This window comes from Microbacterium sp. UBA1612, assembly GCF_002321605.1.
In the GTDB taxonomy this organism is placed as follows: domain Bacteria; phylum Actinomycetota; class Actinomycetes; order Actinomycetales; family Microbacteriaceae; genus Microbacterium; species Microbacterium luteum.
This window is the reverse complement of the sequence record NZ_DCMW01000023.1, coordinates 76,570-103,030: the sequence shown is the minus strand read 5'-3', so window position 1 is coordinate 103,030 and position 26,461 is coordinate 76,570. Positions and strand designations below refer to the sequence as shown.

Below are 26,461 nucleotides of genomic sequence, written 5' to 3'. Positions count from 1 at the left end.
TTGGCGTAACCGCGGCTCAAGGACCTCGACATCTCGGCGCAATACAGCGCTGCTTCGGTCGATCCAACACCGCTGGTCGACTCCGAGCAGCGACCCCCTCCAGGAAGAGGTTTCTGATGCAGAAGGTATTCATCACGTATCGACTCGCACCCGGCGTGAGCATGGACGCGTACAAGGAATGGTCGCGAACGGTTGACCAGCGGATCACACCGTTCCAGGACTCCATCGATGGGTTCGTCCCGTGGCAGATCCTGGGGGGAGAGCCCGATGACACCGGCGTCGACATCATTGAAGAAATCACCATCGAAGACTGGGATGCCTACCAGAAGATGCAGAAGGAGAGCTCGGAGATGGCGGTCGTGCTCGAAGGATTCGAGCGCCTCGTCGACCAGTCGACCGTTCGCGTCTATTACGGCAACCGGGTCAAGTAGCTGCCGTGCGGACCGCTCTGATCGGTGACCGCGAGGTCACCCGCCTCGGGTTCGGCGGCTGGCAGCTCTCCGGAGTCGAACCACGCCCGGCGCAGGTCACCGCACGACACGTAATCGAGACGGTGTTCGACGCGGGCATCACCCTCATCGACACGGCAGACAGCTACCAGCTTGGCGGCGAAGAGCCTGGGCACAATGAACGCCTCCTCTCGGAGACGGTTGCTTCGTGGAAGGGCCAGGCAGACGCACTTCTCATCGCGTCGAAGGGCGGCCGGTCGGTCACGGAGACCGGTGAGCGCTACTGCAACGCGAGTCCGTCAGCGCTCCGGGCCGCGTGCGAAGGGTCGCTCCGCCGGCTGGGCACGGACCATATCGAGCTCTACTACCTTCATCGACCAGACCCCGCAGTCCCCTTCGAAGACTCACTCGGGTGCCTCTCGGACCTCGCAGAGGAGGGCTCGATCCGTTCGATCGGAGTGTCGAACGTCGATGAAGCGCAGCTGCACACCGCGCATGCACTTCTGGGGCCGCGCCTCGTGGCCGTTCAGAATGAGTTCTCACCGTGGAACGTCGAGAGCGAGCCCGTCGTTCGACTCGCAGAGCAGCTCGGCCTCGCCTTCATCGGCTACGCACCTTTCGGTGGCGTCGATCGCAGCGGGCAGCTGGGGTCGTCGTCCGACCTGGCGAACGTCGCTCGACGATACGATGCGACGCCTCACGAACTCACCCTGGCGTGGATCCTCGCGCAGTCGCCCGCGATGTTCACGATCCCCGCGACCCGCACGGCCGGTCGCGTCGCCTCGCTGGTGAACGGCGCGAGCCTCGACCTCTCAACGAATGATGTTCGCGAGCTGAGCGACATCTTCGCGGGGCTGAGAAACGCGTAGTCCGGCTGATCGGTGGCAAGTGGTGGCAGTGCGCCCGGCCTCGCAGGGCGCGTGGGCGTGCTGCCTCCACTTGCCACCGATCCGATCGGGAGTGGATGCCCCCCTCGATACACAGGCCAATCGTGAGCCAAGGTTGAGGCCGTGGCCTCATCCGCAACGCGCCCTCGACAGCGTTCGGGACGCTCCCTGACGAAGACCGTGTTCGCGAAGATTCCCGCCACATGGGTCGCAACGACGGCTGCCGTGGCGGCGCGTGGCCACGTGAGCTTCCTCTGTCGCCACACCTCGGGCGGCCGGGTTCGAAGGCGACGCTGTCGAGAGTGGCCACCGATACAGGTTCATAACTCCGCATAGATGCGCGATTCGAGCGGCAAATCCGCCTCGAGAGAGCCGTCGTATTCAATCTCTGGGGAGTTGCGAACAGCGCGATGCGCGGCAGAGGACACAAGTGCTCCGACGAACACCAGAGCACCGACGTACACCGCGCTCAGCTACTACTCGTTCCATGTTTGGCGTTTCATGCCGCGAAACATGGAATTAACTCCTTGACAACATCCGGTGCACGCGGCCAACCTATGGTCATGAACATGGAACGCCATGCCACGTCTTACCAGTCGCAAGGACTGGTCCGTGCGCTGCGCATCCTTCGCACACTCGGCACAACCGAACGCGCGATGGGACTCGCCGATCTCTCACTGGCGCTCGAGCTGCCGAAATCCACCCTCGTGCGCCTGCTCGCCGTGTTGGAGGAGCAGGGGTTCGTCTACCGCAGCGGCAACCCGCCGAAGTACACCGTCGGCCATGCCGTGCTGGAGATCTCCGAGACGTACCGCCGTCAAGCCGACACTGCTGAAGTGGCCGCGCCCTACCTTCGCGAGCTCGCGGCCAGCACCGGCCTCACCGCGAACATCGGCGTGCTCGAGGGCCGGTGGGTGCTGCACGTCTGCGTCGAAGAGCCCGACCGCCCCCTGCGGTTCCGCTCCAGCGCGGGTTCGCTCGACCACACCTACTGCACCGGCTTGGGCAAGCTCCTGCTCTCGCGAATTGCCCCCGATCGTGTCGATGATCACCTGCCCGCGGGGCCCCTTGCCGCGTTCACCCCGCACACCCTCACGACCCGCGAAGCACTCGACACCGAGTTCGAGCGCATCCGCGGCCAGGGATACAGCCTCGACGACGAAGAACGCGACATCGGTGTCATCTGCCTCGCCGTGCCCGTTCCCAGCGACACCGACGTGAATGCCGCCGTCAGCGTCTCGGGCCCAGCAGGCGAACTCTCCCCCGAGCGACGCGGCGAGCTGCTCCCCACGCTCCAGAGCGTCGCCGGCGACCTTGCCGCCAACGCACGGTTCCTCCCGTCACTGCGCGCTAGCGGCGGGATCCACCAACGAAGTGAGGATGCGTCATGATCGTCGACGTTCACACCCACAACCTGCTCCCCGAGCACTGGGGCGACGAACACCGAAAGAACTGGGAGCCGGCCTACGGCAAACCGTATCCGCACATCACGCCCGCTCAGTTCGACGAGGCGATGACCGAAGGCGGTGTCGACGTCGCCATCGTCTTCGGGCTGGCGGCGACCCGAGCCGGTGTGCACACCCCCAACAGCTTCGTCGCCGACTACTGCGCGCAGCTGACGACGCCGACGATCGCCTTCACCGCACTCGATCCGCTCGACACCGACTGGCGCGAACAGCTCGAAGAAGCCATCTCGCTTGGATTCAAAGGCGTGAAGCTCTACCCGGTGCTCTCGCTCTTCGACCCGCTCTCGGCCGACTTCGACCCGTTCTACCGGATGTGCGTGCAGCACGGCCTGGTCATCCTCTGGCACATGGGCGCGACACCGAGCCCGCAGGGTCGCCTGTCTATCAGTCAGCCGCTCGTCGTCGAAGAAGTCGCACGCCGTCACCCCGACCTCACGCAGATCATGGCCCACATGGGCCACCCGTGGCAGCGCGACGCGATGGTGGTGCTGCGCAAGCACGCTCGCGTGTTCGCCGACGTCTCGGCGGCCTGGTCGCGCCCCATGGACGGCTTCATGGCCCTGGTGGCGGCACAGGAGTGGGGCGTGACCGACAAGCTCCTCTTCGGGAGCGACTTCCCCCTCTGGCGTCCCGCCGACGCGCTGGCCGGCCTGCGCGACCTGGCCGCCATGCGCGCCGGAACGCTCCCCCACGTGCACGACGACACCGTCGAGCAGATCATCCACCGCGACGCGTTGACCCTGCTCGGGCTCGACGACCCCCGCGCCACCAGCTGACGACACGACGTCGACCGCACGAGCACCACGCATCACCTAAGGAGAACCACCCGTGTCAACCGCGACCGAGGACCTACTCGCCCAGGCCCGCACCTACATCCCCGGCGGGGTGAACTCCGCGACCCGCAGCATCGGCAGCCCCTCCGGCTTCCGCATGGCGAAGGGCTCGCGCCTGGTCGATTTCGACGGACGCGAGTATGTCGACTACCACGCCGCCTTTGGCGCGATCCTGCTCGGCCACTCCGACGACCGGGTGAACGCAGCGGTGCAGCGCTCCCTCGGAGACCTCGACCTCGTCGGACTCGGCGTCACCGAACTCGAGATCGAAGTCGCCCGACTCACCGCCGAGCTGATCCCGTCGGTCGAGATGTCGATCAGCACCATGAGCGGCACCGAGGCCACCATGCAGGCCGTGCGCCTCTCCCGCGCCGTCACCGGACGCAAGTACCTGCTGAAGTTTCAGGGCTGCTTCCACGGATGGCACGACGCCGTCGCCCGCAACGTCGCCTCGCCGGCCGAACGCGCCTACACCCGCGACCCGCTGTCGGCCGGCATCCTCGACGACGCCCTCGACTCCACCCTCGTGGCCGAGTTCAACGACCTCGACTCGGTCACGGCGCTCTTTCAGGCCTACCCCGACCAGATCGCAGCGATCATCCTCGAGCCCGTGCCCCACAACGTCGGCGCACTGCTACCCGACCAGGCCTTCCTCGAGGGCCTGCGCGAACTCGCGACGAGCGAAGGCAGCATCCTGATCTTCGACGAGGTCATCACCGGCTTCCGCCATGCACCCGGCGGCTACCAGGAGTTGTGCGGCATCACCCCCGACCTCACCAGCTACGGCAAGGCCATGGGCAACGGCTTCCCCGTCGCCGGCATGGGCGGGCGCGCCGACCTCATGTCTCGGTTCAGCTCGGCCGGCGGCGATGTCGTGCTCGCCGGGACATTCAACGGCAACCCCGTCTCCATGGCCGCCGCCATCGAGACGATGACGCTCATCACCGACCCCGACGTCGGATTCCACGCGCACAGCGCCCGCCTCGGCGAGCGAATGCGCGACGGCCTGCGCGAGATCACCGGACGGCTCGGCATTCCCGCGACGATCACCGGCCTCGGCTCGGTCTTCATCTGCTACTTCATGGACGGTCAGATCAAGGGCTACCGCGATCTGCTGCGCAACAACGACACCGCGTACGCGACCTTCCACCGGCGTATGACGGATGCCGGCTTCGTGATGTACCCCATGACGCTCAAGCGCAACCACATCTCGGGCGCCCACAGCGACGACGACATCGACCGCACGCTCGAAGCGGCCGACACCGTGCTCGCGGGCATGCAGAAGGACGGGATCTTCGCATGAGTCAGCGCGTTCTCGTCGTCGGCGCCGGCGCGATGGGCCACCGTCACGCAGCCGCCGTGCGCACCGCCGGCGACCGCGTGACCGTCGTGGTCGACGCGGACCTCGCTCGCGCCCGCGCACTCGACGAGAACGCGCTCCCCTTCGACTCCCTCACGGGCGCTCTCGACGGCCCGGAAGAGATCGACGCGGCGATCATCGCCACCCCCTCGTTCCAGCACCTCGACCAGCTGACGACACTCGCCGCCGCCGGCATCCCGACGCTCGTCGAGAAGCCGCACCGCATCCCCGGGCAGGACCCCTCGCCGCTGCGCGCGGCCGTCGCCGACGGCGCCGAGGTGTTCGTGGGGATGTCGACACGGCACTGGCCCGCGTACGTCGAGCTCGGACGCGCGGTCAGGGACGGCGAGCTGGGCGAACTGCTCACCTACACCGACCGCATGGCGTTCGCTCTCCCCGACGGCGCCTTGCCCGCCTGGTATTTCGACCGCTCGGTCAGCGGCGGCGGGGTGCTCGTCACCAATGGGGTGCATGCGCTCGACCGTGCACGCGCACTGCTCGGGCCGCTCACCGACGTGCACGCGACGATGCGTTCGGTCATCCCCGGTCACGACACCGAAGACCACGCCGCCGTGCACTTTCGTGCGGGGGGGACGTCCGGTGCAATCGAGCTGCTGTGGGCGCCGTACGAGTCGCTCGGCACCGGCCTCGTGATCACCGGCACCCGCGGGTCGGCCTGTGTCGGCATGGACGGGTCATGGCGGATCGTCACCGCCGCCGGCGAGAGCTCCGGCGACGCGATCGACATCGACACCGTCCCCTTCCTCGCACAGTGGCGGGCCTTCCGCTCCCGCGTCGACGGATTCGGCGTCGACGACCTCGAACCGACCCTCACCCTCATCGAGTCGCTCTACCGGGAGGCATCCCATGGCTGAACTGAGCATGATGATCTACCCCTGGGATCTGCAGGCCGACACCCCCGAGCGGGTCGTCGACGAGGTCGCCGAACGCGGCGTCACGCGACTGCAGATCGCCACCGCCTACCACTCGGCCGAAGTGCTCGCGCCACGACGCACCGCACGCGTCTCGACCGTCGCCGAAGCGAACCGCGCCCACCTGCCGTTGCCGGCCGACGCCTTCACCGGGCTGAGCGTCCGCCCGTCGTCGATCGCGCAGACCGACCCCGATCTCTACCCGCGCTTCAAGCGCGCCGCCGACGCGGCCGGTGTGGCCGTCGACGGCTGGGCCATCGCGTTCCACAACACCGACCTCGCCACCGCGCACCCCGAGGCGGCGATCGAGAACTGCTTCGGCGACCACTTCACGCACGGCCTGTGCCCCTCCAGCCCCGCCGCCCGCACGTACGCGATCGAGCTGCTCGACGCCGTCAGCGCGACGATCCTGTTCGAGCGCGTTCTCGTCGAGAGCCTGTCGTACCTGCTCGTCGGCCACGGGCATCCCCACGAGCTGTGGGGAGCCCGCCTCGACGCGACGACGCGCTACCTGCTCTCACTGTGCTTCTGCACGTCGTGCATCTCGCGCGCACATGCGGCAGGGATCGACGCCGAGCGCCTGCGCGCACAGGTCACCACCGAGCTGCACCGCACATGGAACGTCGAACACCCCGCCGGCCGCGACGACGATACCGTGGCCGCCCTCGCCTCGCTGCACATGGTGTGGCCCGAGCTCGCGGCCTACACGCGGATGCGGATGGACACCGTCACCGACCTCGTCATCGACGCCGCCGCCGCGGTACGCCGTCACGGCGTGCAGCTCGACGTCAGCGCCGCGGTATGGGGACGACCCGCACCCACCAACTGGCTCGAAGGCGTCGACATCGCCGCCACCCTCGCCCACTCCGACGGCTTCGTGCTCGAGAGCTACTTCCCCACCGCCGGCGAGGTCGCCGCCGAGATCGATCACACGCTCGCCGTCCGTGGTCTCAGCGACACCGACGATACCCCGCTCACCGTGGCGCTCACGGTGTGGCCGAGCTTCTCCCCCACCCGAGCCGACTTCCTCGCGAAGGTCGAGGCCGTGCTCGGGTGCGGCATCGACCGGCTCGCGCTCTACAACTACGGCACCGCCACCGCGCCCTCCTTCGAGTGGGTGCGCGCCGCCGCCGAGCGGATGGGGACGCTGCGATGACCCGCCTGGACGACCTCGACACGCCGGTGCTCGTCATCGACCGCTCGCGCATGGACGCGAACATCCTGGCGATGGCCGAGCGGATGCGCACCGCCGGAATCGCGCTGCGCCCGCACTTCAAGACCTCGAAGATGATCGAGGTGGCCCGCCGGCAGCGCGACGCCGGCGCCGTCGGGTTCACCTGCGCGACCCTCGCCGAAGTCGACGCGCTCCTCGATGCCGGCTTCGACGACCTCTTCTGGGCTCACGCCCCCGCCACCCCGGACAAGCGACGCCGGGTCGTGGACGCCAACCGTCGCGGCCGCGTCATCGTCGGACTGGACTCGACCGAGCTGGTCGCGCTGCTCGCCGCCGACGCCGACGCCGCGGGGGTCACCGTGCCGGTGCGCGTCGAGGTCGACACCGGCCTGCGACGCACCGGCGTCACCGGCGACCAGGCGGTCGGGATCGCCCGCGCCGTCGCCGCGCTTCCCGGAGTCCACCTCGACGGTGTCTACACGCACGAAGGCCAGCTCGCCTCGATGCGCGGCGAACGCGACGAGCTGCGCGACGCCGGACGGGCGGCGAGTTCCGCTCTCGTGAGCGCCGCCGAGACCATCCGGATTGCCGGGATCGACGTGCCCACCGTCTCGGTGGGCTCGACGCCCGGGTGGGACTCCGCACCCTTCGTCGACGGCGTCACCGAGGCGCGCCCCGGCACGTACGTGTTCTTCGACGGCAACCAGTGGCGGCTCGGCTCGGCGACCATCGACCAGTGCGCCCTGCACCTGCACACCACCGTCATCAGCACGGTGCGCCCGCAGCAGGCGGCCATCGACGCCGGCATCAAAGCCCTCAGCTCCGACGGGTCCAATCGCGACAACAGCTTCGGCATCGTCGTCGACGGCGCCGGTGCACCCGTCGCGGAGATCGATTTCACCCGGGCCTACGAAGAGCACGGCATGCTCGACGGGCCCGCGGCCGACACGATGCGCGTCGGTGAGCGACTGCGCATCCTCCCCAATCACGCATGCGGCGTCGTCAACATGTGGAGCCGCATCGCCATCGTCGACGACACCGAGGTCGTCGACCTGTGGACCCCGGTGGCTCGGCATTGATCCCGAACCACATGCCGCACCACCGGTCGCCCCAGCACCACCCCTCCAACGGAAAGAGGTCTCGTACCATGCGAAAGAGTAACCGACCCTGGGTCGCCGCGGTATCCGCGGTCGCCGCGGGTTCACTGCTGCTCGGTGGCTGCGCCGCCGGATCAGCAGACAGCGACGGCGGCGACGCCGCCGATGTCTCCGACGAGCTGGTCGTCGCGCTCGCGGGTGACATCGACAACTTCGACCCGCACACCAATCAGCTGATCATCTACGAATACGCCATCCGCGAGCTCGTCTTCAGCAGCCTCGTCGACTACGACGTGGACCTGAACCTGCAGGGCGATCTGGCGACGGAGTTCGAGGCGAACGAAGACGCGACGGAGTTCACCTTCACCCTCGACGCCGACGCCGTGTTCCACGACGGCACCCCCGTCGACGCCGCCGCCGTCATCGAGTCGCTCGAGCGCGCCGCGGACGGCACCGACTCGATCTGGTCCGGCCGCCTCGCCGACGTGCAGTCGTACGACGCTCCCGACGACCAGACGGTGGTGATCACGCTGAACTCGCCCAACGCCGCCTTCCTCTCGGGGATCGCCTCGATCGCGATCGTCGCCCCCAGTGGATTCGACGACGCCTCGAGCAGCCCTGTCGGCTCGGGCCCGTACGAGTTCGTCAGCTGGTCGGCCAACGACGAGATCGTGCTCGAGCGCTTCGAGGACTACTTCGGCGAGGCCGCGGCGACCGAGTCGATCGTGTACAAGCCGGTCGCCGACCAGCAGGTGGCCCTGAACAGCCTGTACAGCGGCGACATCGACATCGTCAGTTCCGTCACCTCGGCCACCGCCGAGCAGGTCGACACCGACCGCGCCGGGATCGTCGAGCCGTCGGCGACCAACAGCCTCTCGCTCATCGAGTTCAACGCCTCGGGCACCCTGGGTGATGAGCGCGTGCGCCAGGCTCTCGCGATGGCGCTCGACAAGGAGTCGATCCGCGACATCGCCTACGGCGGCGACGGATCCATCCAGTGGAGCCCGATCCCCGAGTCCAGCTGGGCCTACGCCGAGCAGGAGGGCTACAGCTACGACCTCGACGCGGCTGCCGCGCTGCTCGAGGAGGCGGGCGCAAGCGACCTGAGCTTCACGCTCGAGATTCCCAGCGGCTTCCCCGACGCCGAGCAGATCGCGCGCGTGTGGCAGGCCTCTCTGGCTGAGATCGGCGTCACGCTCACCCCGAACGTGACCGAGCTGTCGGTGTGGCTCGACGCCTACGTGTCGCGCAACTACGACGCCACCTGGAACGTGTTCAACGTGGGCGCCGACCCGAACTCGTTCTTCGACATCATCATGAACCCGCACCTGACCGACGACTACGTCAGCCCGGAGGTCTCCGGCCTCGCCGCCGATGCCCTCGCTGTCTCGGACGAGTCGGCGCGCGCCGACATCTACGGCGAGCTTCAGCAGATCCTCGTCGAGGAGCTGCCGATCATGACGGTGCAGTTCACCCCGATCTACTCGGTCGCAGCGACCGGTGTCGACGGCTACGCGGTGAACCCGCTCGGTTGGCCGATGCTGACCGACGCGACGGTCGCCGAGTGATCCACGGAGGGAGAGGAAGATGAATCTGGCGCGACGTGCGCTCATCGAGGCGGGCAAGCTCCTCGTGGTGCTGTGGCTCGTATCGGTGCTCGTCTTCCTCGCCCTCCGGCTCACGCCCGGGGACCCGGCAGTGCTGCTGCTGGGTCCCCAGGCGGGACGCCCCGACGCCGCCGAGACCCTCGCGCAGCTGCGCATCGAGATGGGGCTCGACCAGCCCTGGATCGTGCAGTACGGAATATGGCTGACCTCGATGCTCACCGGCGACTTCGGTGAGTCCGCCCGCAGCGGCGTCAGCGTCACGACGTTGATCGTGGATGCGCTTCCCCCCACGCTGTGGCTGATCGCCCTCGCCGTGATCATCTCGGTGCCGGTGTCGATTCTCGCCGGAACCTGGGCGGCCTACCGCGGCCGCGGCTGGTTCCCCAACCTCGTGAGGTTCTCCTCGACGATGGGTGTGGCGATCCCCGCCGTATGGCTCGGACTGGTGCTCATCATCGTCTTCGCCGTCAACTTCAGCTGGTTCCCGTCAGGCGGCTATGTGGCCCCCACCGACGACCCGCTCGGGTTCATCGAGCACATGGCGCTCCCCGTCGCCACTCTCAGCGTCTTCCTCAGCGGCATCCTCACCCGTTTCGTGTTCGCCGAGGCGACCGACGTGTTCCGCCAGGACTACATGCGAACCGCCCTCGCCATGGGGCTGCCGACCCGACGGCGCGTCTTCGCCTATGCCGCCCGCAACGCCGTGCTGCCGATGATCACGATCGTGGGTGTGCAGATCGGCGCCCTGATCGGCGGTGCGGTGCTCGTCGAGGCCGTGTTCGGCCTGGGCGGCCTCGGCCAGCTGCTGCTGAGCAGCGTGCTCAACCGCGACTATCTCGTCGTGCAGAGCGCCGTGCTGCTGACCACCGTGGTGGTTCTCCTGATCGGCTATGTCGCCGACATCGTCTACCGACTCGTCGACCCGAGGATCTCCCGATGAGCGCTTCCACCGACCTCCGCCGTCCCCGCCTCCTCCAGCGGCTGGGCACCGCGCGCGTGCTGATGCTCGGCGTCGCCGCCATCGCACTGCTGATGGTCGCCTTCCCCGGCCTGTTCACCCCCTACGATCCCGCCGCGGTCGACCCGCGCGCGATCCTCGAGTCGCCGAGCTGGGCGCACCCCCTCGGCACCGACGAAGCCGGCGCCGACATCTGGGCGCGGCTCGTCTACGCGACGCGACTCGAAGCCCTCATCGCCGGCGGCAGCGTGCTCATCGCCCTGGTGATCGGCGTTCCGACCGGACTCATCGCGGGCACCTCGCGACGCTTCGTCGACTGGTCGTTGTCGAGCACGGCGTCGGCCACCCTCGCCTTCCCGCTCATCCTGTTCGCGATCCTCATGGTCGCCAGCTTCGGATCGAGCCCGTGGAGCCTCACTCTCATCATCGGATTCCTGTTCTTCCCCCGCGTGTTCCTCCTGCTGCGCGCCCAGACCAAGGCGCTGCGCGAGCGGGAATTCATCACGGCGGCACGCGTGGTCGGCGTCGGCTCCGCCCGCATGCTCGGGCGCCACATCCTTCCCAACGCCGCCGGGCCGCTCGCGACCCTCGTGCCGCAGCTTATGGCCGAAGCCGTGCTGATCGAGGCCGGTCTGAGCTACCTGGGCCTCGGTGTGCCGCTGCCCGAAGCGACGTGGGGCACCATTCTGGAAAACTCCAAGGCCTACTACGTCACCGCCCCCTACTACGCGATCGCCGCGGGCCTGACGATCACCCTCGCCGCCGCGGCGCTGATGTTCGCCGGTGAACTCGTCGCCGAGTCGAGCAACCCGATGCGACGTCGGAGAGCCGCATGACCGCGACCGTCCTCACCGGAGCGCTCGTCGTCGACGGCACCGGGGCACCCGGGCGCCGGGCCGACGTGACCATCGCCGACGACCGAATCACCGCCATCGACGCCCCCGGCACCGCGACCGGTACGACGCGCCACGACCTCGACGGGCTCGTGCTCGCCCCGGGGTTCGTCGACCTGCACGCCCACTCCGACCTCACCCGCTTCGCCTACCCCACCGGCGACACGCGTGTGCTGCAGGGCATCACCACCGAGGTGATCGGCAACTGCGGACTCAGCCCGGCCCCCACCTCGGGCGAGGGCTTCCGCGACGCGATCGCGACGATCGACGTCGTCCCCTCGGTGCCCCTGTCGTGGGAGAGCCCCGCGGAGTACCTGGATGCCCTCGACGGCCTCGCCGCCGCATGGAACATCGCCCCCCTCCTCGGCCATGGATCCGTGCGCCGACGCGTGATGGGCGACGCCGCCCGCGCCGCGGCACCGGCCGACCGCGCGGCGATGTCGCGCGTCGTCGCCGACGCACTCGATGCGGGGTATTGGGGGCTGAGCTACGGGCTCATGTACGCGCCCGGCGAGCTGAGCGACCCGACCGAGCTCGGAGCACTCGCCGCCACGGTCGCCGCCGCCGACGCCCTCGTCGCCGTGCACCTGCGCGCGTACGACGCCGACGGGCTCGTCGACGCCGTCGATGAGATCCTCACCGTCGCAACGACCGCGCGGGCGCGGCTGCAGATCTCGCACCTGCGCTCCATCGTCGATTCCGAGGGAGCGGCGCTCGACGCGGCGCTGTCACGCATCCGCGCCAGCGATGCCGACGTCGCCGCCGACGCCTACCCGTACCTCGCCGGGCACACCACCGCGTTGCAGCTGATACCTTCCGAGCTGCGGGCACGCGGCACGGCGCAGATCCTCGCCGAGGTGCGCGGCAACCGCAAAGCCCTCGCCGACGAGCTGCGGCGCACCGTGCACTTTTCGCCCGACGCGATCACCATCGTGCGGGCGGGCGAGGGGCAGACGCCCGAACTCGGCTGCACCCTCGAACAGCTCCAGGCCGCCGACCGGCTCGGGCGCGACTGGGCGCTGATCCTGCTCGACCTCATCGACGCGCACGACGCCGCCGTCGACGCGATCATCGTCGGAACCCGCCCGAGCGACGCGGCCCGCGTGCTCGCCGAGCCCTACGTCTCGGTCGCCTCCGACGGCGTCGCGCTCGCGCTCGATCACACGCTCAACCGCGCGCATCCGCGTTCCATCGGCACCTTCCCCCACGCGATGCGCGACCTGCTCGATGCCGGATTCGCGCTCGAAGCGGTGGTGCACAAGATGACCGCGCAGCCCGCCGACCGCCTGGGCCTGACCTCACGCGGCCGCATCCGCGTCGGTGCGCCCGCCGACCTCGTCGCCCTCGACCCCACGACCGTGCGGGATCGCGCCGACTACGCCCACCCCCTCGTCGCCCCGGCCGGGATCGAGCGGGTGTGGGTCGCCGGCCAGTGTGTGGCCGAAAGCGGCCGCGTGACCGGACGCCTACCCGGTGTGCTTCTGAGGAGGACACGATGACCCGACCAGACCTCCTGACGATCGACGACCTCGTCGTCGACTACGGCCGCAGCGACAAGAACGCCGTCGACGGCGTCAGCCTCTCCGTGCGCGAAGGCGAGACCCTCGGCCTGGTGGGCGAATCCGGGTCGGGCAAGTCCTCGATCGCCCGCGCCGCGCTCGGGCTCACCCCGTACCGCGGGTCCATCCGCTTCCAGGGCCAGGAACTCCACACGGCCACCAAGGCGCAATGGCACACCACGCGCGGCCGGCTGCAGATGATCTTCCAAGACCCGTACTCGACCCTCGACCCGCGCATCCGCATCGGCGTCCAGATCGCCGAGCCGTTCCTCGTGCACAAGGCCGCCCCGCGCACCGAACTGCCCGTTGAGGTGGCCTCGCTCCTCGAGCGGGTGGGGCTCGACCCGGCCATGGCCCGCCGCTACCCGCACGAGTTCTCGGGCGGGCAGCGCCAGCGCATCGCCATCGCCCGCGCGATCGCGCTGCATCCGACCCTCATCGTGTGCGACGAGCCGACCAGCGCCCTCGACGTGTCGGTGCAGGCGCAGGTGCTGACGCTGCTGGAGGAGCTGCAGCGCGAGCAGAACATCGCCTACCTCTTCATCGCCCACAACCTCGGCGTGGTTCGTCGCATCTCGCACCGCGTCGCGGTCATGTACCTCGGCCAGATCATCGAGACCGGCCCCACCGACGAGGTGTTCCGCAACCCGCAGCATCCGTACACACGAGCCCTGCTCGATGCCGTGCTCGAACCCGACCCGGCCGAGCGTCACCGCGCCCACCTCGCTCCCTCGGATCTGACGAGTCCGATCGACCTCGCCACCCGCACGGAGGAGTCATGAGTCTGCTGTCGATCGAGAGCCTGCGCATCACCTTCGCAGGGGCCGCCGCGCCGTCGGTCGACGGCGTCGACATCCGGGTCGAAGCGGGCCAGCGCGTCGGCGTCATCGGCGAGTCGGGATCGGGCAAGTCCATCACCGCGATGAGCGTGCTGCGCCTAAACGACGAACGCATCATGCAGTACGGCCAGGACTCGCGCGTCCTCTTCGACGGCGACGACATGCTCACCGCCGACGCAGCGATGCTTCGTCGCACCCGGGGCGCAGCGGTATCGATGATCTTCCAGGACCCGATGTCGGTGCTCAACCCGGTGTTCCGGGTCGGCCGACAGGTGCTCGACGTGCTGCGCACCCACTCCACGTTCACGGTGGCCGAAGCCCGCGACGTCGTGCTGCGCAGCTTCGACGAGGTCGGCATCCGCGATGCCGAGCGGGTGTACAACCAGTACCCCCATGAGCTCAGCGGCGGGATGCGCCAACGCGTCATGATCGCGATGGCTATCGCCGCGCGGCCGCGCCTGCTCATCGCCGACGAGGCCACGAGCGCGCTCGACGTCACCGTGCAGGCCGCGGTGCTCGACACTCTGGACCGTCTCGCCGAGGAGCGTGGCATGGCGGTTCTCATGATCACCCACGACATGGGCGTCGTCGCCCGCTTCTGCGATGTCGTGACCGTCATGTACCGCGGCTCGGTCGTCGAGCACGGCCCGACCGCCGAGATCCTCACCGACCCGCAGCACGAGTACACCCGGGGGCTCCTCGCCGCCGTCCCGCGACTTCACGCCTAGACCACTGTTCCCATTACCCAGATCCGACCCCGACGAAGGAGAACCATGATCAGTTCCGTCTCGACCACCGACGCCCCACCGCCCGCCGGCCCCTATTCGCAGGGGCTCGCCGTCGGCGGCCTCGTCTTCCTATCGGGACAGGGACCGTTCGACGAGAACGGCAACCGCGTCGCCGAGACCTTCGCCGACCAGGTGCGACGCACCTTCGAGAACCTCGAGACGGTCGCGCAGGCCGCGGGCAGCAGCCTCCAGAACGCGGTCCGCTACGGCGTCTACCTGCGCTCGCTCGACGACTTCGCCGAGTTCAACGCCGTCGCCGCGGAGTACCTCACCGCACCGCTTCCCGCCCGCACGACGATCGAAGCCGCACTGCGCGGGTTCGACGTCGAGATCGACGCAATCGTCGCGCTGCCGACCGACGCATGAGGCTCGCCGTCGTCGACGAACGTGCGACCCTGCTCACGGATGCGGGGCCGGTCGACGTCGAACACGAGAGTGAGGGACGGTTCCCCTCCGACGTGACGCGGCTCTACGAGGAGTGGGCGGCATTCCGCCAGTGGGCGAAGGGCTACCCGTCGGCCGCAGCAGCCGCACCGCTGCCGGCATCCTCTTCTCTGGGGCCGGTCTCGTCGCGCCCCGCGCAGATCCTCGCCGTCGGCCTCAACTACGTCGCCCACGCCGCCGAGTCGGGTTTCGTCGTTCCCGAGGCACCGATCGTCTTCACCAAGTTCGCGTCGTCGATCTCGCGCCCCTACGAGGACCTTCCCCTCAGCGGCGACAGCGTCGACTGGGAGGTCGAGCTGGTAGCCGTCATCGGGGTCGGCGGTCGTGACATCGCGGCCGAGGACGCCTTTGACCACGTCGCCGGCTTCACCGTCGGTCAGGACTACTCAGACCGTGAGGTGCAGTTCCTCGGTGCGCCGGCGCAGTTCTCGCTGGGCAAGTCGTTCCCCGGCTTCGCACCTTTGGGTCCCGTGCTGGTCTCACCCGATGAGATGCCCACCCCCGAAGAGACCGTGCTCGAATGCACGGTCGACGGCGAAGTGATGCAGTCGGCGCCTCTGAGCGATCTGATCTTCTCGGTTCCCGACCTCATCGCCCGCCTGTCCGCGGTGGTGACTCTCATGCCGGGTGACCTGATCTTCACCGGCACGCCGCCGGGGGTCGGATTCGGCATGTCTCCGCGCCGCTACCTCCGCCGCGGGGAAACGGTCCGCGCGTCGATCACCGGAATCGGAGCTATCGAACAGGTGTGCGTATGAACCTCACCGCATCACACGATCGCAGTCCTCACTCGACCATGAAAGTCAGCGTGTAATCAAAACTCCTTGGCAGGAGGCGCTGGGCCGGCAGCGCACCGGGGCCGCACGAACCCGAGCCGAGACCGGTCTGCCCCGCGTCGAGGTTCAGCCACACACGGTCCGATGCACGAAGTTCGTTGGGGTGCGTTGCGGCGGCGAGGTCTTCGGTGGTCCATCGACGCGCGGTGAAGTCGACATGCGGATCGCCAGTGATCGTGAGCACCGATTCCGGAGACGCGACGCGCAGCCACCTGGCGTGCCGTCGGTTCCCGTTCTCCTGCGGCATCAGGTACGGCGTCTGCATCTCCTCGACCGTACGGCACCAGCGACCGAGCCGCGCGGCACGTGAGCTGTCTGCGTACGACTCCTCCGGACCGGGTCCGTACCATTCCACGTCGCAGAATGCCGCAGGCAGACTCATGCGCAACCCGAAGCGTGGCAACGGCACATCCCAGTCACCGAGCGGCTGGGCCTGAACCCGCAGGCTCACCGCCGCTTCATCGGCTGACCAGGTAAGCCGTGTGTCGAAGGCCAAGTCGCTGCCGTCGAATCCGAGTCGTCCCGGCACCACCACGGCTTCAGCGCCCACCTCGATCGCTCCGGCACGGTAGCGCGGCAGATCGAGGCCGATCTCTCGCCAGCGGGTTTCGTGAGGCTCCCACGAGAAGTCGCGATCGTTGTCGATCACGGCGCGCCAGGTGTCGAACCGCGGTGCGTCGACCTCGATGCCGGCCAACGACAGCAGCCCACCGTCGGTGTCATCCAGGATCGCGGAGCCGACGGTTACCTGCTCGCCGTGCGGCACCGGGCTGATCAGACGGGCGACCGGCTGCGCGCGCTCGGTGACCACAGACTGACCCCACGCCACCTCATGTCCCGCACGTGCCCAGGCGGTCGGTTCGCGGAGCACCGCCCGCACCGTCAACACGCGCTCCGTGGCGGGATCGTGGTCCGGCACATCCAGAGCCAACGGCAGACGCGCGCTCTCTCCGGCAGGCGTGTGCGGCAGGGGGAGATCGCCGGCTGCCACCTCGACACCGTCGTCGGCGACCGACCACCGAAACGCTAGATGCGACAGATCGGTGGCGTCGTAGTGATTTCGCACCACGACCTCGCCGGACGAGACGGTGATGCGCACCGGCTCGAACACCTTCTTCAGCTCGTGCAGCCCTGGGCTCGGCGTGCCGTCCGGGAATACGATTCCGTCGGCGATGAAGTTGCCGTCATGCCGGTCTTCACCGAAGTCGCCGCCATAGGCGAAGAACGTCTCACCGGCGGCTGTCACCTGCCGTAGACCGTGATCGAACCACTCCCACGTGAAGCCACCCGCGATACGCGGATACCGCTCGAAGATCTCCTGGTACTCCGCGAGGCCACCGGGGCCGTTGCCCATCGAGTGCACGTATTCGCACAACAGAAACGGCATGGCCCGGCGCCGCGCATCGAGGTCCGCATCGGGGAACGGGGGCTCCTGACGCTGCCCGATCAGCTCGAGATCGCGATGCGTGGTGTACATGCGGCTATAGACGTCGACGTGTTCGCACGACCAGTCGCGCTCGTAGTGCAGCAGGCGAGACGGGTCGCGTTCCTTCGCCCATCGCGCCATCGCGCCGAGGTTCTCACCGGTTCCGCACTCGTTGCCCAGCGACCACATCACGACGCTCGGGTGGTTCTTGTCTCGTTCCACGAGCCGCTGCATACGATCGACCAGCGCATCCCGCCACCGCACGTCTTCGGCGGGGTTCCCGGCCAGCTTGTGGAACCAGTCCACCGGAAAGAAGCCGTGTGTCTCGAAGTCGCACTCGTCGATGACCCAGAGGCCCAGTTCGTCGCACAGCCGCAGGAATGCCGCCTGAGGCGGGTAGTGGCTGGTGCGCACGGCGTTGATGTTGTGGCGCTTCATCATCTCGACGTCGTGCCGCATGCGCTCCATCGAGACGGTGCGACCGGTGTCGGGGTCGAAGTCGTGCCGGTTCGTCCCACGGAACAGCAGGGGACGACCATTGGCGAGCAGCACGCCGTCGACGACCTCCACCCGACGGAAGCCGATCCTGAGCTGCACCCGTTCGCCGTCGCTGACGAGCTCGCCGTCGTACAGCCGCGGTTCGTCGGCCGACCACGGCTGCACCGGGATCCGCACCTCGGCGCCGGATGCGGTGTCGACGTCGAGCTCGGGGATGATCACTCGCGCGGGAGTCGAGGACTCCACGCGAAGCACCCCCTCGCCCCGAAGGGTGTCGTAGTCGGCGTGCACGAAATGATCGTGAATCGCCGCAGCGGGTCGCCCGAGAAGGGTGACGCTACGGAAGATGCCCGACAGCCACCACATGTCCTGATCCTCGAGGTAGCTGCCCGACGACCACTGGTGAACCCGCACCGCCAGCACGTTCTCCGCATCCCGCCGCAGCAGATCGGTGACGTCGAATTCGCTACGGAGGCGACTGCCCGAGATCACCCCCACCTCGGTGCCGTTCAGCCAGATCTTGGCGAGCGAGTCGACGCCGTCGAAACGCAGCAGCACGCGCTCGACCTGCCAGTCCGCCGGCACGCGGAACGTGCGTCGGTAATCCCCCGTCGGGTTCTCATGCGGCACATACGGCGGATCGACCGGGAACGGGTAGCGCCGGTTCGTGTACGCCGGCGCGCCATGGCCCTGCAGCTGCCAATGCGCGGGCACGGGAATGCTGCCCCACGACTCACCCGTGGGTGCGGCGTCCCCGATGAAGTCGACGGCCGCATCCGCCGTGTCGCTCAGCCGGAACTCCCACGTGCCGTCGAGCGAGAGCTCAGGCGCATCCGAGACCGCATCGGCACGCGGCAGGATGGCGCCACGCAGCGGGAACAGCTCCTCGAAGTAACGGAACGGACGATCCATCGCCACCGGAGCATGGACGAGCCCACGGCTGCGGTCATCGGCGGCGAGGTCGGCAGCGACGCGATCGTTCATTGCGCTGAGGCGGTTCATTCCTTGACACCCCCGGTCGTGAGGCCCGACTGCCAGTACTTCTGCAGATAGAGGAAGACGATCACCAGCGGCACGATCGACACCAGCGACCCCGTGATCACGGTGGAGAACTGCGCCGACGCACCGCCGCCCGCCTCGCTCGCGGCCTGCAGCTGCGCGAGCCCGAGTGTGAGCGGGAACAGCGTCGGGTCGGAGAGCATGATCAGCGGAAGGAAGTAGTTGTTCCACGTCGCCACGAGTGCGAACAGCAGCACCGTGACGAGGCCGGGGACCATGATGCGCAGGGCGATCTGCCAGAAGATGCGGAACTCGCCGGCCCCGTCGATGCGGGCAGCTTCGAGCAGCGTGTCGGGGATCGACTCCTCGGCGTAGATGCGCATCAGGTACACCCCGAACGGGCTCACCAGCGAGGGCAGGATGATGGCCCACACGGTGTTGGTGAGGCCTGCTCCGGCGAACAGCAGATACGTCGGGATCGCGAGGGCGGTCATCGGCACCATGATCGCGCCGAGCACGACCGCGAAGAGGAACTTCTTCGCCGGGAAGTCGTACTTGGCGAAGGCGTAGCCGGCAGCCGCCGACAGCAACGCCGCGCCGACGCCGCTGACCACCGCGTACAGCACGGTGTTCCAGATCCACACGCCGAAGACACCGTCGCGCAAGGTGAACAGTTGGACGAGGTTGTCGATGAAGTGGTTCTCGTCGGCGAACCACAGACCGAAGCTGGTGAACAGGCCGGTGTTGTCCTTGGTCGACGCGATGATCAGCCAGAACAGCGGAATGAGGAAGTACCCCGCGCACAACCACATCACCACGGTCAGCACCGTGCTGCGCCCCTCACCGGGAGGCATCCCGGTGCCACGGCGGCGGGCCGACCGCGGGGCGTCGGCGGTGGTGACCGCCCGAGTCATGGTCGTGGTCATCGCCGGGCTCCCTTCTCACGACGCGCGGTGGACAGCTGGAACACGTAGGAGACGATCATGATGATGAATCCCAGCAGGAAGGCGATGGCCGCGGCGTAGTTAATGTCCTGGTTGGTGAACGCCAGGTTGTAGGCATAGAGGTTCGGGGAGAACGACGACCCGATCGCGTTCGGGGCGATCTCGTACAGCAGCTTCGGCTCGCTGAACAGCTGGAACGACCCGATCACCGAGAAGATGCCGGTGAGCACCAGCGCCGAGCGGATCGAAGGGATCTTGATGCTCCACGCGATGCGGAACTGGCCGGCCCCATCGATACGAGCCGCCTCGTACTGCTCCGCGGGGATTGCCCGCAGCGCGGCGTACATGATGACCATGTTGTAGCCGACGAACTGCCACGTGACGATGTTCATGATCGAGCCGAGGATGTTGTCGGGCGACAGGAACTGCGGCGACCCGAGCCCCAAGGCCCGCATCACCTGCGCGATCGGTCCGAAATTGTCGCCGTACAGGTATCCCCACATGAGGGTGGCGACCACGCCGGGCACGGCGTAGGGGATGAAGATCGCCAGGCGCGCGAACTTGCCGCCCCGAACCCGAGCGCTGTCCAGGGCGAGGGCGAAAAACAACGCGAGACCGAGCATGATCGGCACCTGGATGACCAGGAACAGCGCCATGCGGCCGAGTCCGCCGAGGAATCGCGGATCCGTCATCGCTCGCGCGTAGTTCTCGAGGCCGACGAACGCGTCGCCCCCGATCAGCTGCACGCGGAACAAGCTCAGGTAGCCGGCATACAGCAGCGGTACGAGCAGCATCGTCACGAACAGCAGCAGGAACGGAGCGATGAACAGGTACGCCCAGACGTTCCGCCGCTGTCGGTCGGTGAGACCCCGCCGCGATGCGATTGCCAGACCGGTCATCGGTCTCTCCTCTCGGTGGATGGGGGCGGCATGCGCCGCCCCCATCGGTCTCAGTCCGTGACGACCGTGAAGCCCTGCGACTCGCCGTACTCGACGAGTTCGTCCTCCCAGGCGTGCAGAGCGCTGACCAGATCGCCCTTCTCGGTGATCGCCGCGCCGAGGGTCTCTTTGAAGCTGGCGCTGGCGAAGTCGTTGTAGGGAAGCCACTGCCACGACGGGTCGACGGTCGCCGAGATGTCGGCGAAGAGAGCGTTGACCTCCTGGCCACCGTAGAACTCCAGCTCCTGATCACGGAACTCCGGCATCTCCTGCACCTCGACCGAGGCCGGGAAGAGGAACTGTTCGGTGGCGAGCATGACCGTCGACTCCGGGTCGGCGTTGAGGAACTTCACGAACTCCGCCGAGGCGATCGCCGCATCCGAATCCGTGGTGACGGCCATCGCCGATCCGCCCTGGTTGCCCGATGCCGGCGCCGAGGCATCCCACTGCGGCATCTCGGTGGCCCGCCACAGTCCGCTGGTGTTCGCCGCCGTACCCTGCAGGAACACCGGACCCCACGCGGCCGCCAGCCAGCTGGCATACGTGCCGTTGGACATGCTCTGGTACCAGTTGTCGTCGAGCTGGGGTGCAGTGTCGACCAGGTCGCGCTCGATGAGGCCGCCCCAGAAGTCGATGACCTGCATGACCTCGTCGCTGTCGAGGTCGATCGTGACGGTCTCGTCACCGTCGAAGGCGAACGGCTGCGCGCCGGCCTGCCAGAAGAGGGCGAGGATGGGCGAGAAGCTGTTGCCCGGCAGATCGGTGATGTAGGACCCGGTCTGCTCCTTGATCGCCATCGCGGCCTGCTCGTACTCGTCCCACGTCGTGGGCACCTCGACTCCGGCCTCGTCGAAGATGTCGGTGCGGTAGAGCTGCCCGGTGGGCCCGGCGTCCTGCGGCAGACCCCAGACGGCGTCGTCGTAGGCGACCTGGCCCCACGTGCTCGGCACGTACTCGTCTTCCAGGTCAGCCGCGCCGTAGGGGGTGAGATCCAGCACGCTGTCGGTGATGGTGAAGGACGGCAGGAACGAGTACTCGATCTGCACCACATCGGGCACCTCGCCCGACTGCACCGCCGCGCGCAGCTTCTGGTACTGCGCCGTCGCGCCGCCCTGGTTCGACAGCTGAACGGTGATGTCGGGATACTTCTCCTCGAACAGGTCGATCTCGTTCTGGATGTCGGGCACCCACGACCAGAAGTCGATCGTCGTCGGGGTGCTCATCGCCTCGTCGATCTGCTCCTGTGTGATCTCGTCCTGGTTCGCGGACGGAGACCCGCCGGGCGTGGAGCATCCCGCGAGCACGACTGCGGCAGTACCGGCCAGCGCGGCTGCTTTGATCACTCGGCCTCTTCGCACAGCGTTCATTGACTTCCTCTCTCAGAGTTTGCGGATCGACTTCGATCCGGAGCCCGGTCGCCCCGAGAAGGGGAGACGGAGCTCGGAGAGGGCTGCCGCCGACGACCGCTATGGCGTAAATTTACGTTATCACGCACATCGGTCTAAACGTAATCTTTTTATCAATGCCAGCTTGAAATCGGATCCCCTTGATCAGAGATCGTGTCTATCTCATCGATCGTCTGCAGGAGGATCGATCGCATCAGATCGTGCGCGGCGTCACCGTCTCGTCGCTGGATGGCGCCCGCGACGTCTACGTGCCGTTGCAGCGCCACGACGTCGGGCTCCGATGGCACGAGGCCGTGCTCGGTGCGGCTCACGAGAATCTGCGCGATGAGGGAGTCCAGCCGCGCGAACATCGCGTTGCGCGAGAGCAGCAGCACGCGAGCATGAAATTGCACATCAAGCGCCAGGAATGCCTCGCCGTCACCCTCCTCGCCCGCAGCCCACAGCTTTCCCGCCAGAGCGATGAGATCGCTGATCTCCGCCGACGTCGCGCGCTGGGCGGCCAGTCGAGCCGCTTCGGGCTCGACTGCGGCACGCAGTTCGACGAGGGCAGCCAGCTGCGCAGCACGGTCGGGCGAGGCAAGACGCCAGCGGATGATCTGCGGGTCGTAGAGATTCCACTCCGTGTCCGGCAGCACGACCACCCCGACGCGCCGGCGCGAGACCGCCAGCCCCATCGACTGCAGCACGCGAACGGTCTCGCGCGCCACGGAACGTGAGATGCCGTAGGTCGACTCGACGTCATCGAGCGTCAGGACGGATCCGGCGGGAAGCTCTCCCGCACAGATCGCAGCGCCGAGTTCATCCAGAACCTTCGAGTGCAGGCCGGCGAGGGAAGAGAGGCCTTCCGTGGGATGCGAGGCAGTCATGAAAGCTGAGGTTATCAGCCTGGCCAGCCGTTGAGATCATACGAATGGACGCCTCGGCGGTGTCAATGCTCAGCCGACGAGCAGCGGCGCACCCGGTCGGTCATACGCCATCGACGGCGCCTGGGTGGCGAGCTTGCCGCCGCTCACGTCGACGAGAGTGCCGGTGATGTACGAAGCGAGATCGCTCGCGAGGAAGCACAGCAGGTGAGCGACATCCTCCGCCGTCCCCCAGCGCCGGAGGCTCAGCGTACTGAGCCGCTCAGCCTGAGCCTCGGCCGACATCTCGGCGAAGCCGTTCATGTCGGTGGGGATCATCCCGGGCGCATAGGAGTTGACGGTGATGCCCCACGGTCCGAGCTCGCTGGCGAGCGTGCGGGAGAACTGCACGACCGCCGCTTTCGAGGCCCCGTATGCGGCTGCCCCGACGCTCGGCACGATCGCGGCGAACGAGGCGGCGTTGATGATGCGACCCGACGACTGCCCCTTCATGTGCGGGATGACAGCGCGGCACGTGTTGAAGGTGCCGCGTGTATTCACCTCGAACGCGCGGTCCCACAGCGCCGGATCAATGGCATCGACGTCGCCTTCGGCATTGATGCCGGCGTTGTTCACCAGCACATCCACCCGCCCGTGCCGAATGATGATGTCCTCGACGGCCTCCGTCACCGCATCCAGCTGCGTGACGTCGACAGACCGCCAGTGGATCTGGTCGCCCCCGTCGTCGGGAACGGACAGGTCGAGCCCGATCGTCACGGCTCCCTCGCTCGCGAACGTCTCGGCGATGACGCGGCCGATACCCCGCGCGGCTCCGGTGACGACGACCACTCTGCCGTCGAGTGCGATCTGCATCGATACCCCTTTTCGTCGGAGTAAACATACCTTATGTAGTGTTTGAGATGAAACGTAATCTTTTTAAAGGAGGCACGATGGCGGATCAGATCACCCGCGTCGCGTGGATCACGGGAGCAGGTAGCGGGATGGGGCGCGCGAGCGCGCGGCGGCTCGCGCGATCGGGCTTCGCGGTGGCCCTGTCGGGCCGGCGCGAGGACGCGCTGGATGGGGTCGCGCGCGAGATCAGGAGCGAGGGCGGGACCGCCGTCGCCGCTCCGCTCGACGTCACCGACACCGCTTCCATCGCCGCGTGCCACGACCACATCGTGGCTGAGCTCGGCACGGTGACCGACCTCGTACTGTCGGCAGGCCTCAACGATCCGCAACGCTCCTGGCGAGACCAGTCGCTGGAGAGCGTCAACGCCATCGTCGCCACAAATCTCCTCGGCCCCGTAGGCGCGGTGCAGGCCGTGCTGCCCGGTATGCGGGAACGAGGCGAAGGCACGATCGTGTTCATCTCCTCTTACTCGGGGTGGCGGTTCTCCCCCGACGCGGGCGTCGCCTACAGCGCGAGCAAGACGGCCCTGTCCTCACTCAGCGAGACGCTCAACGCACAGGAGAACGCGCACGGCGTGCGCGCCTGCAACCTCTGCCCGGGCGACGTCGACAGCGACTTCCTGTCGATGCGTCCGTCAGTGCCCGATGCCGTCGCACGCCAGTCGATGCTCAGCCCCGACGACGTCGCCGCCTCCGTCGCCTTCGTCATTGAAAGCCCCGCCACGGTGTGCGTGAACGAGTTGGTGGTGACGCCCGTCAAGAAGCGGGGGTGAGCCTCGGGCGACAGCTTGAGCTCTTGCCCTTGACGAGTATCGAATCTTTGTACTACACTGAGCGATAACGACAAAGTGCCCATTGTCGTCGTACCACTGGACGAGCGCGCCGTCTCGTCCAGCCGCAGACGAGGTGGGCATCAGTATGTTCTCTCCTGGCAACGAGTCATCCGAGACCGCGGAGCGCACCGCGTCCTTCGTTCACCGCCTGACGGTGGCTCGGGCCGAGGAGGCCGCCGCAGCGGCGAAGACCTCCGCGATCCTGGCCGAGGCCTACGCGTTCACCGTCGAGCAGACGGAACGCCTGCGCTCGGCCTCGGCGAGGGAGCGTGAGATGCCGCTACGCGCGATGGCCGCAGAGCTCGCGGTCGCCTCCAGGATGAACGACCGCACGATGCAGACGCACCTCTACGACGCGCACCGCCTCGTGAACGACTTTCCCGACTCCTGGAATGCGCTGCACGAGGGCCGCATCTCCCGAGCCCACACCTCCGTGATCGTCGACACCGGCCGTGAACTCGACGAGCGCGCCGCGCGAGGCGCCTTCGAGAACGACGTGCTCGCCTACGCCGAGACGACCTCCCCCGCACGGGTTCGGTCGTATGCGGAGCAGGTCGCGGAGAACCTCAACCCAAAGAGCATGCAGGAACGTCACGACAGGGCGGTGCTCGATCAGCGCATCTGGGTCGATGATCTTCGAGACGGCATGTCGATGCTCGGAGTGATCGGGCCGAGCGTGGAGGTGCACGGGGCCTACGACCGACTGACCCGACAAGGGAAGGCGATCAAAGCCGCGGACCGCGCAGCACGACGCGAAGCCGCCGAGCGGGAAGGCGCTTGCGGAGCCGCTCCCGAGATTCCGTGCGATGACGACACCGCGCCCACCGTCGAGGGTGAGGCGCCGGTCCAAGAGGACCTGTGGTTTGATGAGCGGTCGCTGAATCAGATCCGCACCGATGTGCTGCTGGACATGCTGCTCACCGCATCACCCTCGGTCGACCCGACCGGCGACGCTATCGAGGGCGGGCTGGGCGCGATCCGCGGGCATGTGCAGGTCACCGTCCCCGCCACGACACTCGCGGGAACGACCTTGGGCGGAGCGCAGCTGAACGGCAAATGCGCGGTGGACCCGGAGACGGCGAAGATCCTCGCCGGCAACGCCCCCGACTTCGACCGAGTGTTCCTCGACCCGATCACCGGTGTCGTCCTCGCCGTCGACCGACGCTTCGCCACACCGGCTCAGCGGAGGTATCTGGTGGCGCGGGATATCCGATGCCGGTTCCCTGGGTGCCGCAGACCCGCGATGGACTGCGACATCGACCATCGCGAAGACTGGGCTCTTGGCGGTAAGACCGACGTCGAGAACATGGGCGCGTTCTGCGAAAGCCACCATGCGTTGAAACAAGCCGCCGGATGGACCGTCGTCCAGATGCCCGGGGGAAGACTGCACTTCACCGCACCCTCCGGCCTGGAATACGTTGACGACCCACCACCACGGGTCATGTTCATGCCCGACGGGGTCGGCGGGCCCGGAGACGCCGACCCACCCACGGCAGAAGCGTCCGCCGCGCCCTTCTAGGCAACCCGTCCGACCTCGCCGG

The 26,461-nt window shown here is 67.8% G+C and carries 24 protein-coding genes; 18 read left to right on the top strand and 6 right to left on the bottom strand.

All coding sequences use genetic code 11. The annotated features are described in order from the left end of the window. The first annotated feature begins 116 nt into the window (after positions 1-116). The 16 genes from B3S45_RS10200 to B3S45_RS10125 all read left to right on the top strand — a co-directional run bounded on the left by B3S45_RS10200 (position 117) and on the right by B3S45_RS10125 (position 16,044). Complete coding sequence (locus B3S45_RS10200) at positions 117-431, top strand: hypothetical protein (protein ID WP_286720401.1); 315 nt, start codon at positions 117-119, stop codon at positions 429-431. A gap of 5 nt (positions 432-436) precedes the next feature. Then, positions 437-1,318 carry an aldo/keto reductase gene (locus B3S45_RS10195; RefSeq protein ID WP_286720399.1) on the top strand — a complete coding sequence of 294 codons (882 nt, stop codon included), beginning with the start codon at positions 437-439 and terminating at the stop codon, positions 1,316-1,318. Between the two features lie 587 nt (positions 1,319-1,905). After that, positions 1,906-2,727 (top strand): IclR family transcriptional regulator, encoded by an 822-nt coding sequence (locus tag B3S45_RS10190; RefSeq protein ID WP_286720397.1) that lies wholly within the window; start codon positions 1,906-1,908, stop codon positions 2,725-2,727. Then, positions 2,724-3,578 (top strand): amidohydrolase family protein, encoded by an 855-nt coding sequence (locus B3S45_RS10185; protein WP_286720395.1) that lies wholly within the window; start codon positions 2,724-2,726, stop codon positions 3,576-3,578. Before B3S45_RS10190 ends, B3S45_RS10185 begins: the two co-directional genes overlap by 4 nt. Before the next feature lie 52 nt (positions 3,579-3,630). Further along, positions 3,631-4,938: an aspartate aminotransferase family protein gene (locus B3S45_RS10180; protein ID WP_286720394.1), complete on the top strand. Its 1,308-nt coding sequence runs from the start codon at positions 3,631-3,633 to the stop codon at positions 4,936-4,938. Further along, complete coding sequence (locus tag B3S45_RS10175; protein ID WP_286720392.1) at positions 4,935-5,870, top strand: Gfo/Idh/MocA family protein; 936 nt, start codon at positions 4,935-4,937, stop codon at positions 5,868-5,870. Before B3S45_RS10180 ends, B3S45_RS10175 begins: the two co-directional genes overlap by 4 nt. Continuing rightward, positions 5,863-7,083 (top strand): hypothetical protein, encoded by a 1,221-nt coding sequence (locus tag B3S45_RS10170; RefSeq protein WP_286720389.1) that lies wholly within the window; start codon positions 5,863-5,865, stop codon positions 7,081-7,083. The genes B3S45_RS10175 and B3S45_RS10170 overlap by 8 nt, the downstream gene beginning before the upstream one ends. Continuing rightward, on the top strand, positions 7,080-8,180 hold the full coding sequence (locus B3S45_RS10165; protein ID WP_286720386.1) for an alanine racemase: 1,101 nt from the start codon (positions 7,080-7,082) through the stop codon (positions 8,178-8,180). The genes B3S45_RS10170 and B3S45_RS10165 overlap by 4 nt, the downstream gene beginning before the upstream one ends. A gap of 68 nt (positions 8,181-8,248) precedes the next feature. Further along, a complete protein-coding gene (locus B3S45_RS10160) occupies positions 8,249-9,766 on the top strand; it encodes an ABC transporter substrate-binding protein (protein ID WP_286720383.1) in 1,518 nt (505 codons plus the stop codon). Between the two features lie 19 nt (positions 9,767-9,785). Then, positions 9,786-10,745 carry an ABC transporter permease gene (locus B3S45_RS10155; RefSeq protein ID WP_286720381.1) on the top strand — a complete coding sequence of 320 codons (960 nt, stop codon included), beginning with the start codon at positions 9,786-9,788 and terminating at the stop codon, positions 10,743-10,745. Next, the gene (locus B3S45_RS10150; RefSeq protein ID WP_286720378.1) at positions 10,742-11,599 is read left to right on the top strand and encodes an ABC transporter permease; all 858 of its coding nucleotides are present in this window, start codon (positions 10,742-10,744) and stop codon (positions 11,597-11,599) included. The genes B3S45_RS10155 and B3S45_RS10150 overlap by 4 nt, the downstream gene beginning before the upstream one ends. After that, entirely contained in the window at positions 11,596-13,155 is a 1,560-nt protein-coding gene (locus B3S45_RS10145; RefSeq protein ID WP_286720376.1) for an N-acyl-D-amino-acid deacylase family protein, read from the top strand. The genes B3S45_RS10150 and B3S45_RS10145 overlap by 4 nt, the downstream gene beginning before the upstream one ends. After that, positions 13,152-13,997: an ATP-binding cassette domain-containing protein gene (locus B3S45_RS10140; protein WP_286720374.1), complete on the top strand. Its 846-nt coding sequence runs from the start codon at positions 13,152-13,154 to the stop codon at positions 13,995-13,997. Before B3S45_RS10145 ends, B3S45_RS10140 begins: the two co-directional genes overlap by 4 nt. After that, positions 13,994-14,782 (top strand): ABC transporter ATP-binding protein, encoded by a 789-nt coding sequence (locus tag B3S45_RS10135; RefSeq protein ID WP_286720372.1) that lies wholly within the window; start codon positions 13,994-13,996, stop codon positions 14,780-14,782. Before B3S45_RS10140 ends, B3S45_RS10135 begins: the two co-directional genes overlap by 4 nt. Positions 14,783-14,827: 45 nt before the next feature. Beyond that, positions 14,828-15,208, top strand: a complete 381-nt coding sequence (locus B3S45_RS10130; protein ID WP_286720369.1) for a RidA family protein — start codon at positions 14,828-14,830, stop codon at positions 15,206-15,208. Further along, complete coding sequence (locus tag B3S45_RS10125; protein ID WP_286720366.1) at positions 15,205-16,044, top strand: fumarylacetoacetate hydrolase family protein; 840 nt, start codon at positions 15,205-15,207, stop codon at positions 16,042-16,044. Before B3S45_RS10130 ends, B3S45_RS10125 begins: the two co-directional genes overlap by 4 nt. Positions 16,045-16,072: 28 nt before the next feature. On the opposite strand, the gene B3S45_RS10120 is transcribed toward B3S45_RS10125, so the two are convergent. The 6 genes from B3S45_RS10120 to B3S45_RS10095 all read right to left on the bottom strand — a co-directional run bounded on the left by B3S45_RS10120 (position 16,073) and on the right by B3S45_RS10095 (position 24,048). Then, a complete protein-coding gene (locus B3S45_RS10120) occupies positions 16,073-19,030 on the bottom strand; it encodes a glycoside hydrolase family 2 TIM barrel-domain containing protein (RefSeq protein WP_286720364.1) in 2,958 nt (985 codons plus the stop codon). 14 nt (positions 19,031-19,044) lie between these two features. Continuing rightward, on the bottom strand, positions 19,045-19,971 hold the full coding sequence (locus tag B3S45_RS10115) for a carbohydrate ABC transporter permease (RefSeq protein WP_286720361.1): 927 nt from the start codon (positions 19,969-19,971) through the stop codon (positions 19,045-19,047). Then, complete coding sequence (locus B3S45_RS10110) at positions 19,968-20,888, bottom strand: carbohydrate ABC transporter permease (RefSeq protein ID WP_286720359.1); 921 nt, start codon at positions 20,886-20,888, stop codon at positions 19,968-19,970. Before B3S45_RS10110 ends, B3S45_RS10115 begins: the two co-directional genes overlap by 4 nt. A gap of 50 nt (positions 20,889-20,938) precedes the next feature. Continuing rightward, complete coding sequence (locus tag B3S45_RS10105) at positions 20,939-22,270, bottom strand: ABC transporter substrate-binding protein (RefSeq protein ID WP_286720357.1); 1,332 nt, start codon at positions 22,268-22,270, stop codon at positions 20,939-20,941. A 176-nt stretch (positions 22,271-22,446) separates the two neighbouring features. Then, the gene (locus B3S45_RS10100; protein WP_286720355.1) at positions 22,447-23,199 is read right to left on the bottom strand and encodes a FadR/GntR family transcriptional regulator; all 753 of its coding nucleotides are present in this window, start codon (positions 23,197-23,199) and stop codon (positions 22,447-22,449) included. A 69-nt stretch (positions 23,200-23,268) separates the two neighbouring features. Next, positions 23,269-24,048 (bottom strand): SDR family NAD(P)-dependent oxidoreductase, encoded by a 780-nt coding sequence (locus B3S45_RS10095; protein ID WP_286720352.1) that lies wholly within the window; start codon positions 24,046-24,048, stop codon positions 23,269-23,271. 77 nt (positions 24,049-24,125) lie between these two features. Between B3S45_RS10095 and B3S45_RS10090 the strand changes: the two genes are divergently transcribed. Further along, on the top strand, positions 24,126-24,860 hold the full coding sequence (locus B3S45_RS10090) for an SDR family oxidoreductase (RefSeq protein WP_286720349.1): 735 nt from the start codon (positions 24,126-24,128) through the stop codon (positions 24,858-24,860). A 145-nt stretch (positions 24,861-25,005) separates the two neighbouring features. Beyond that, positions 25,006-26,439, top strand: coding sequence for an HNH endonuclease signature motif containing protein (locus B3S45_RS10085; protein ID WP_286720347.1), 1,434 nt, complete (start codon positions 25,006-25,008; stop codon positions 26,437-26,439). The last annotated feature ends 22 nt before the right edge of the window (positions 26,440-26,461 follow it).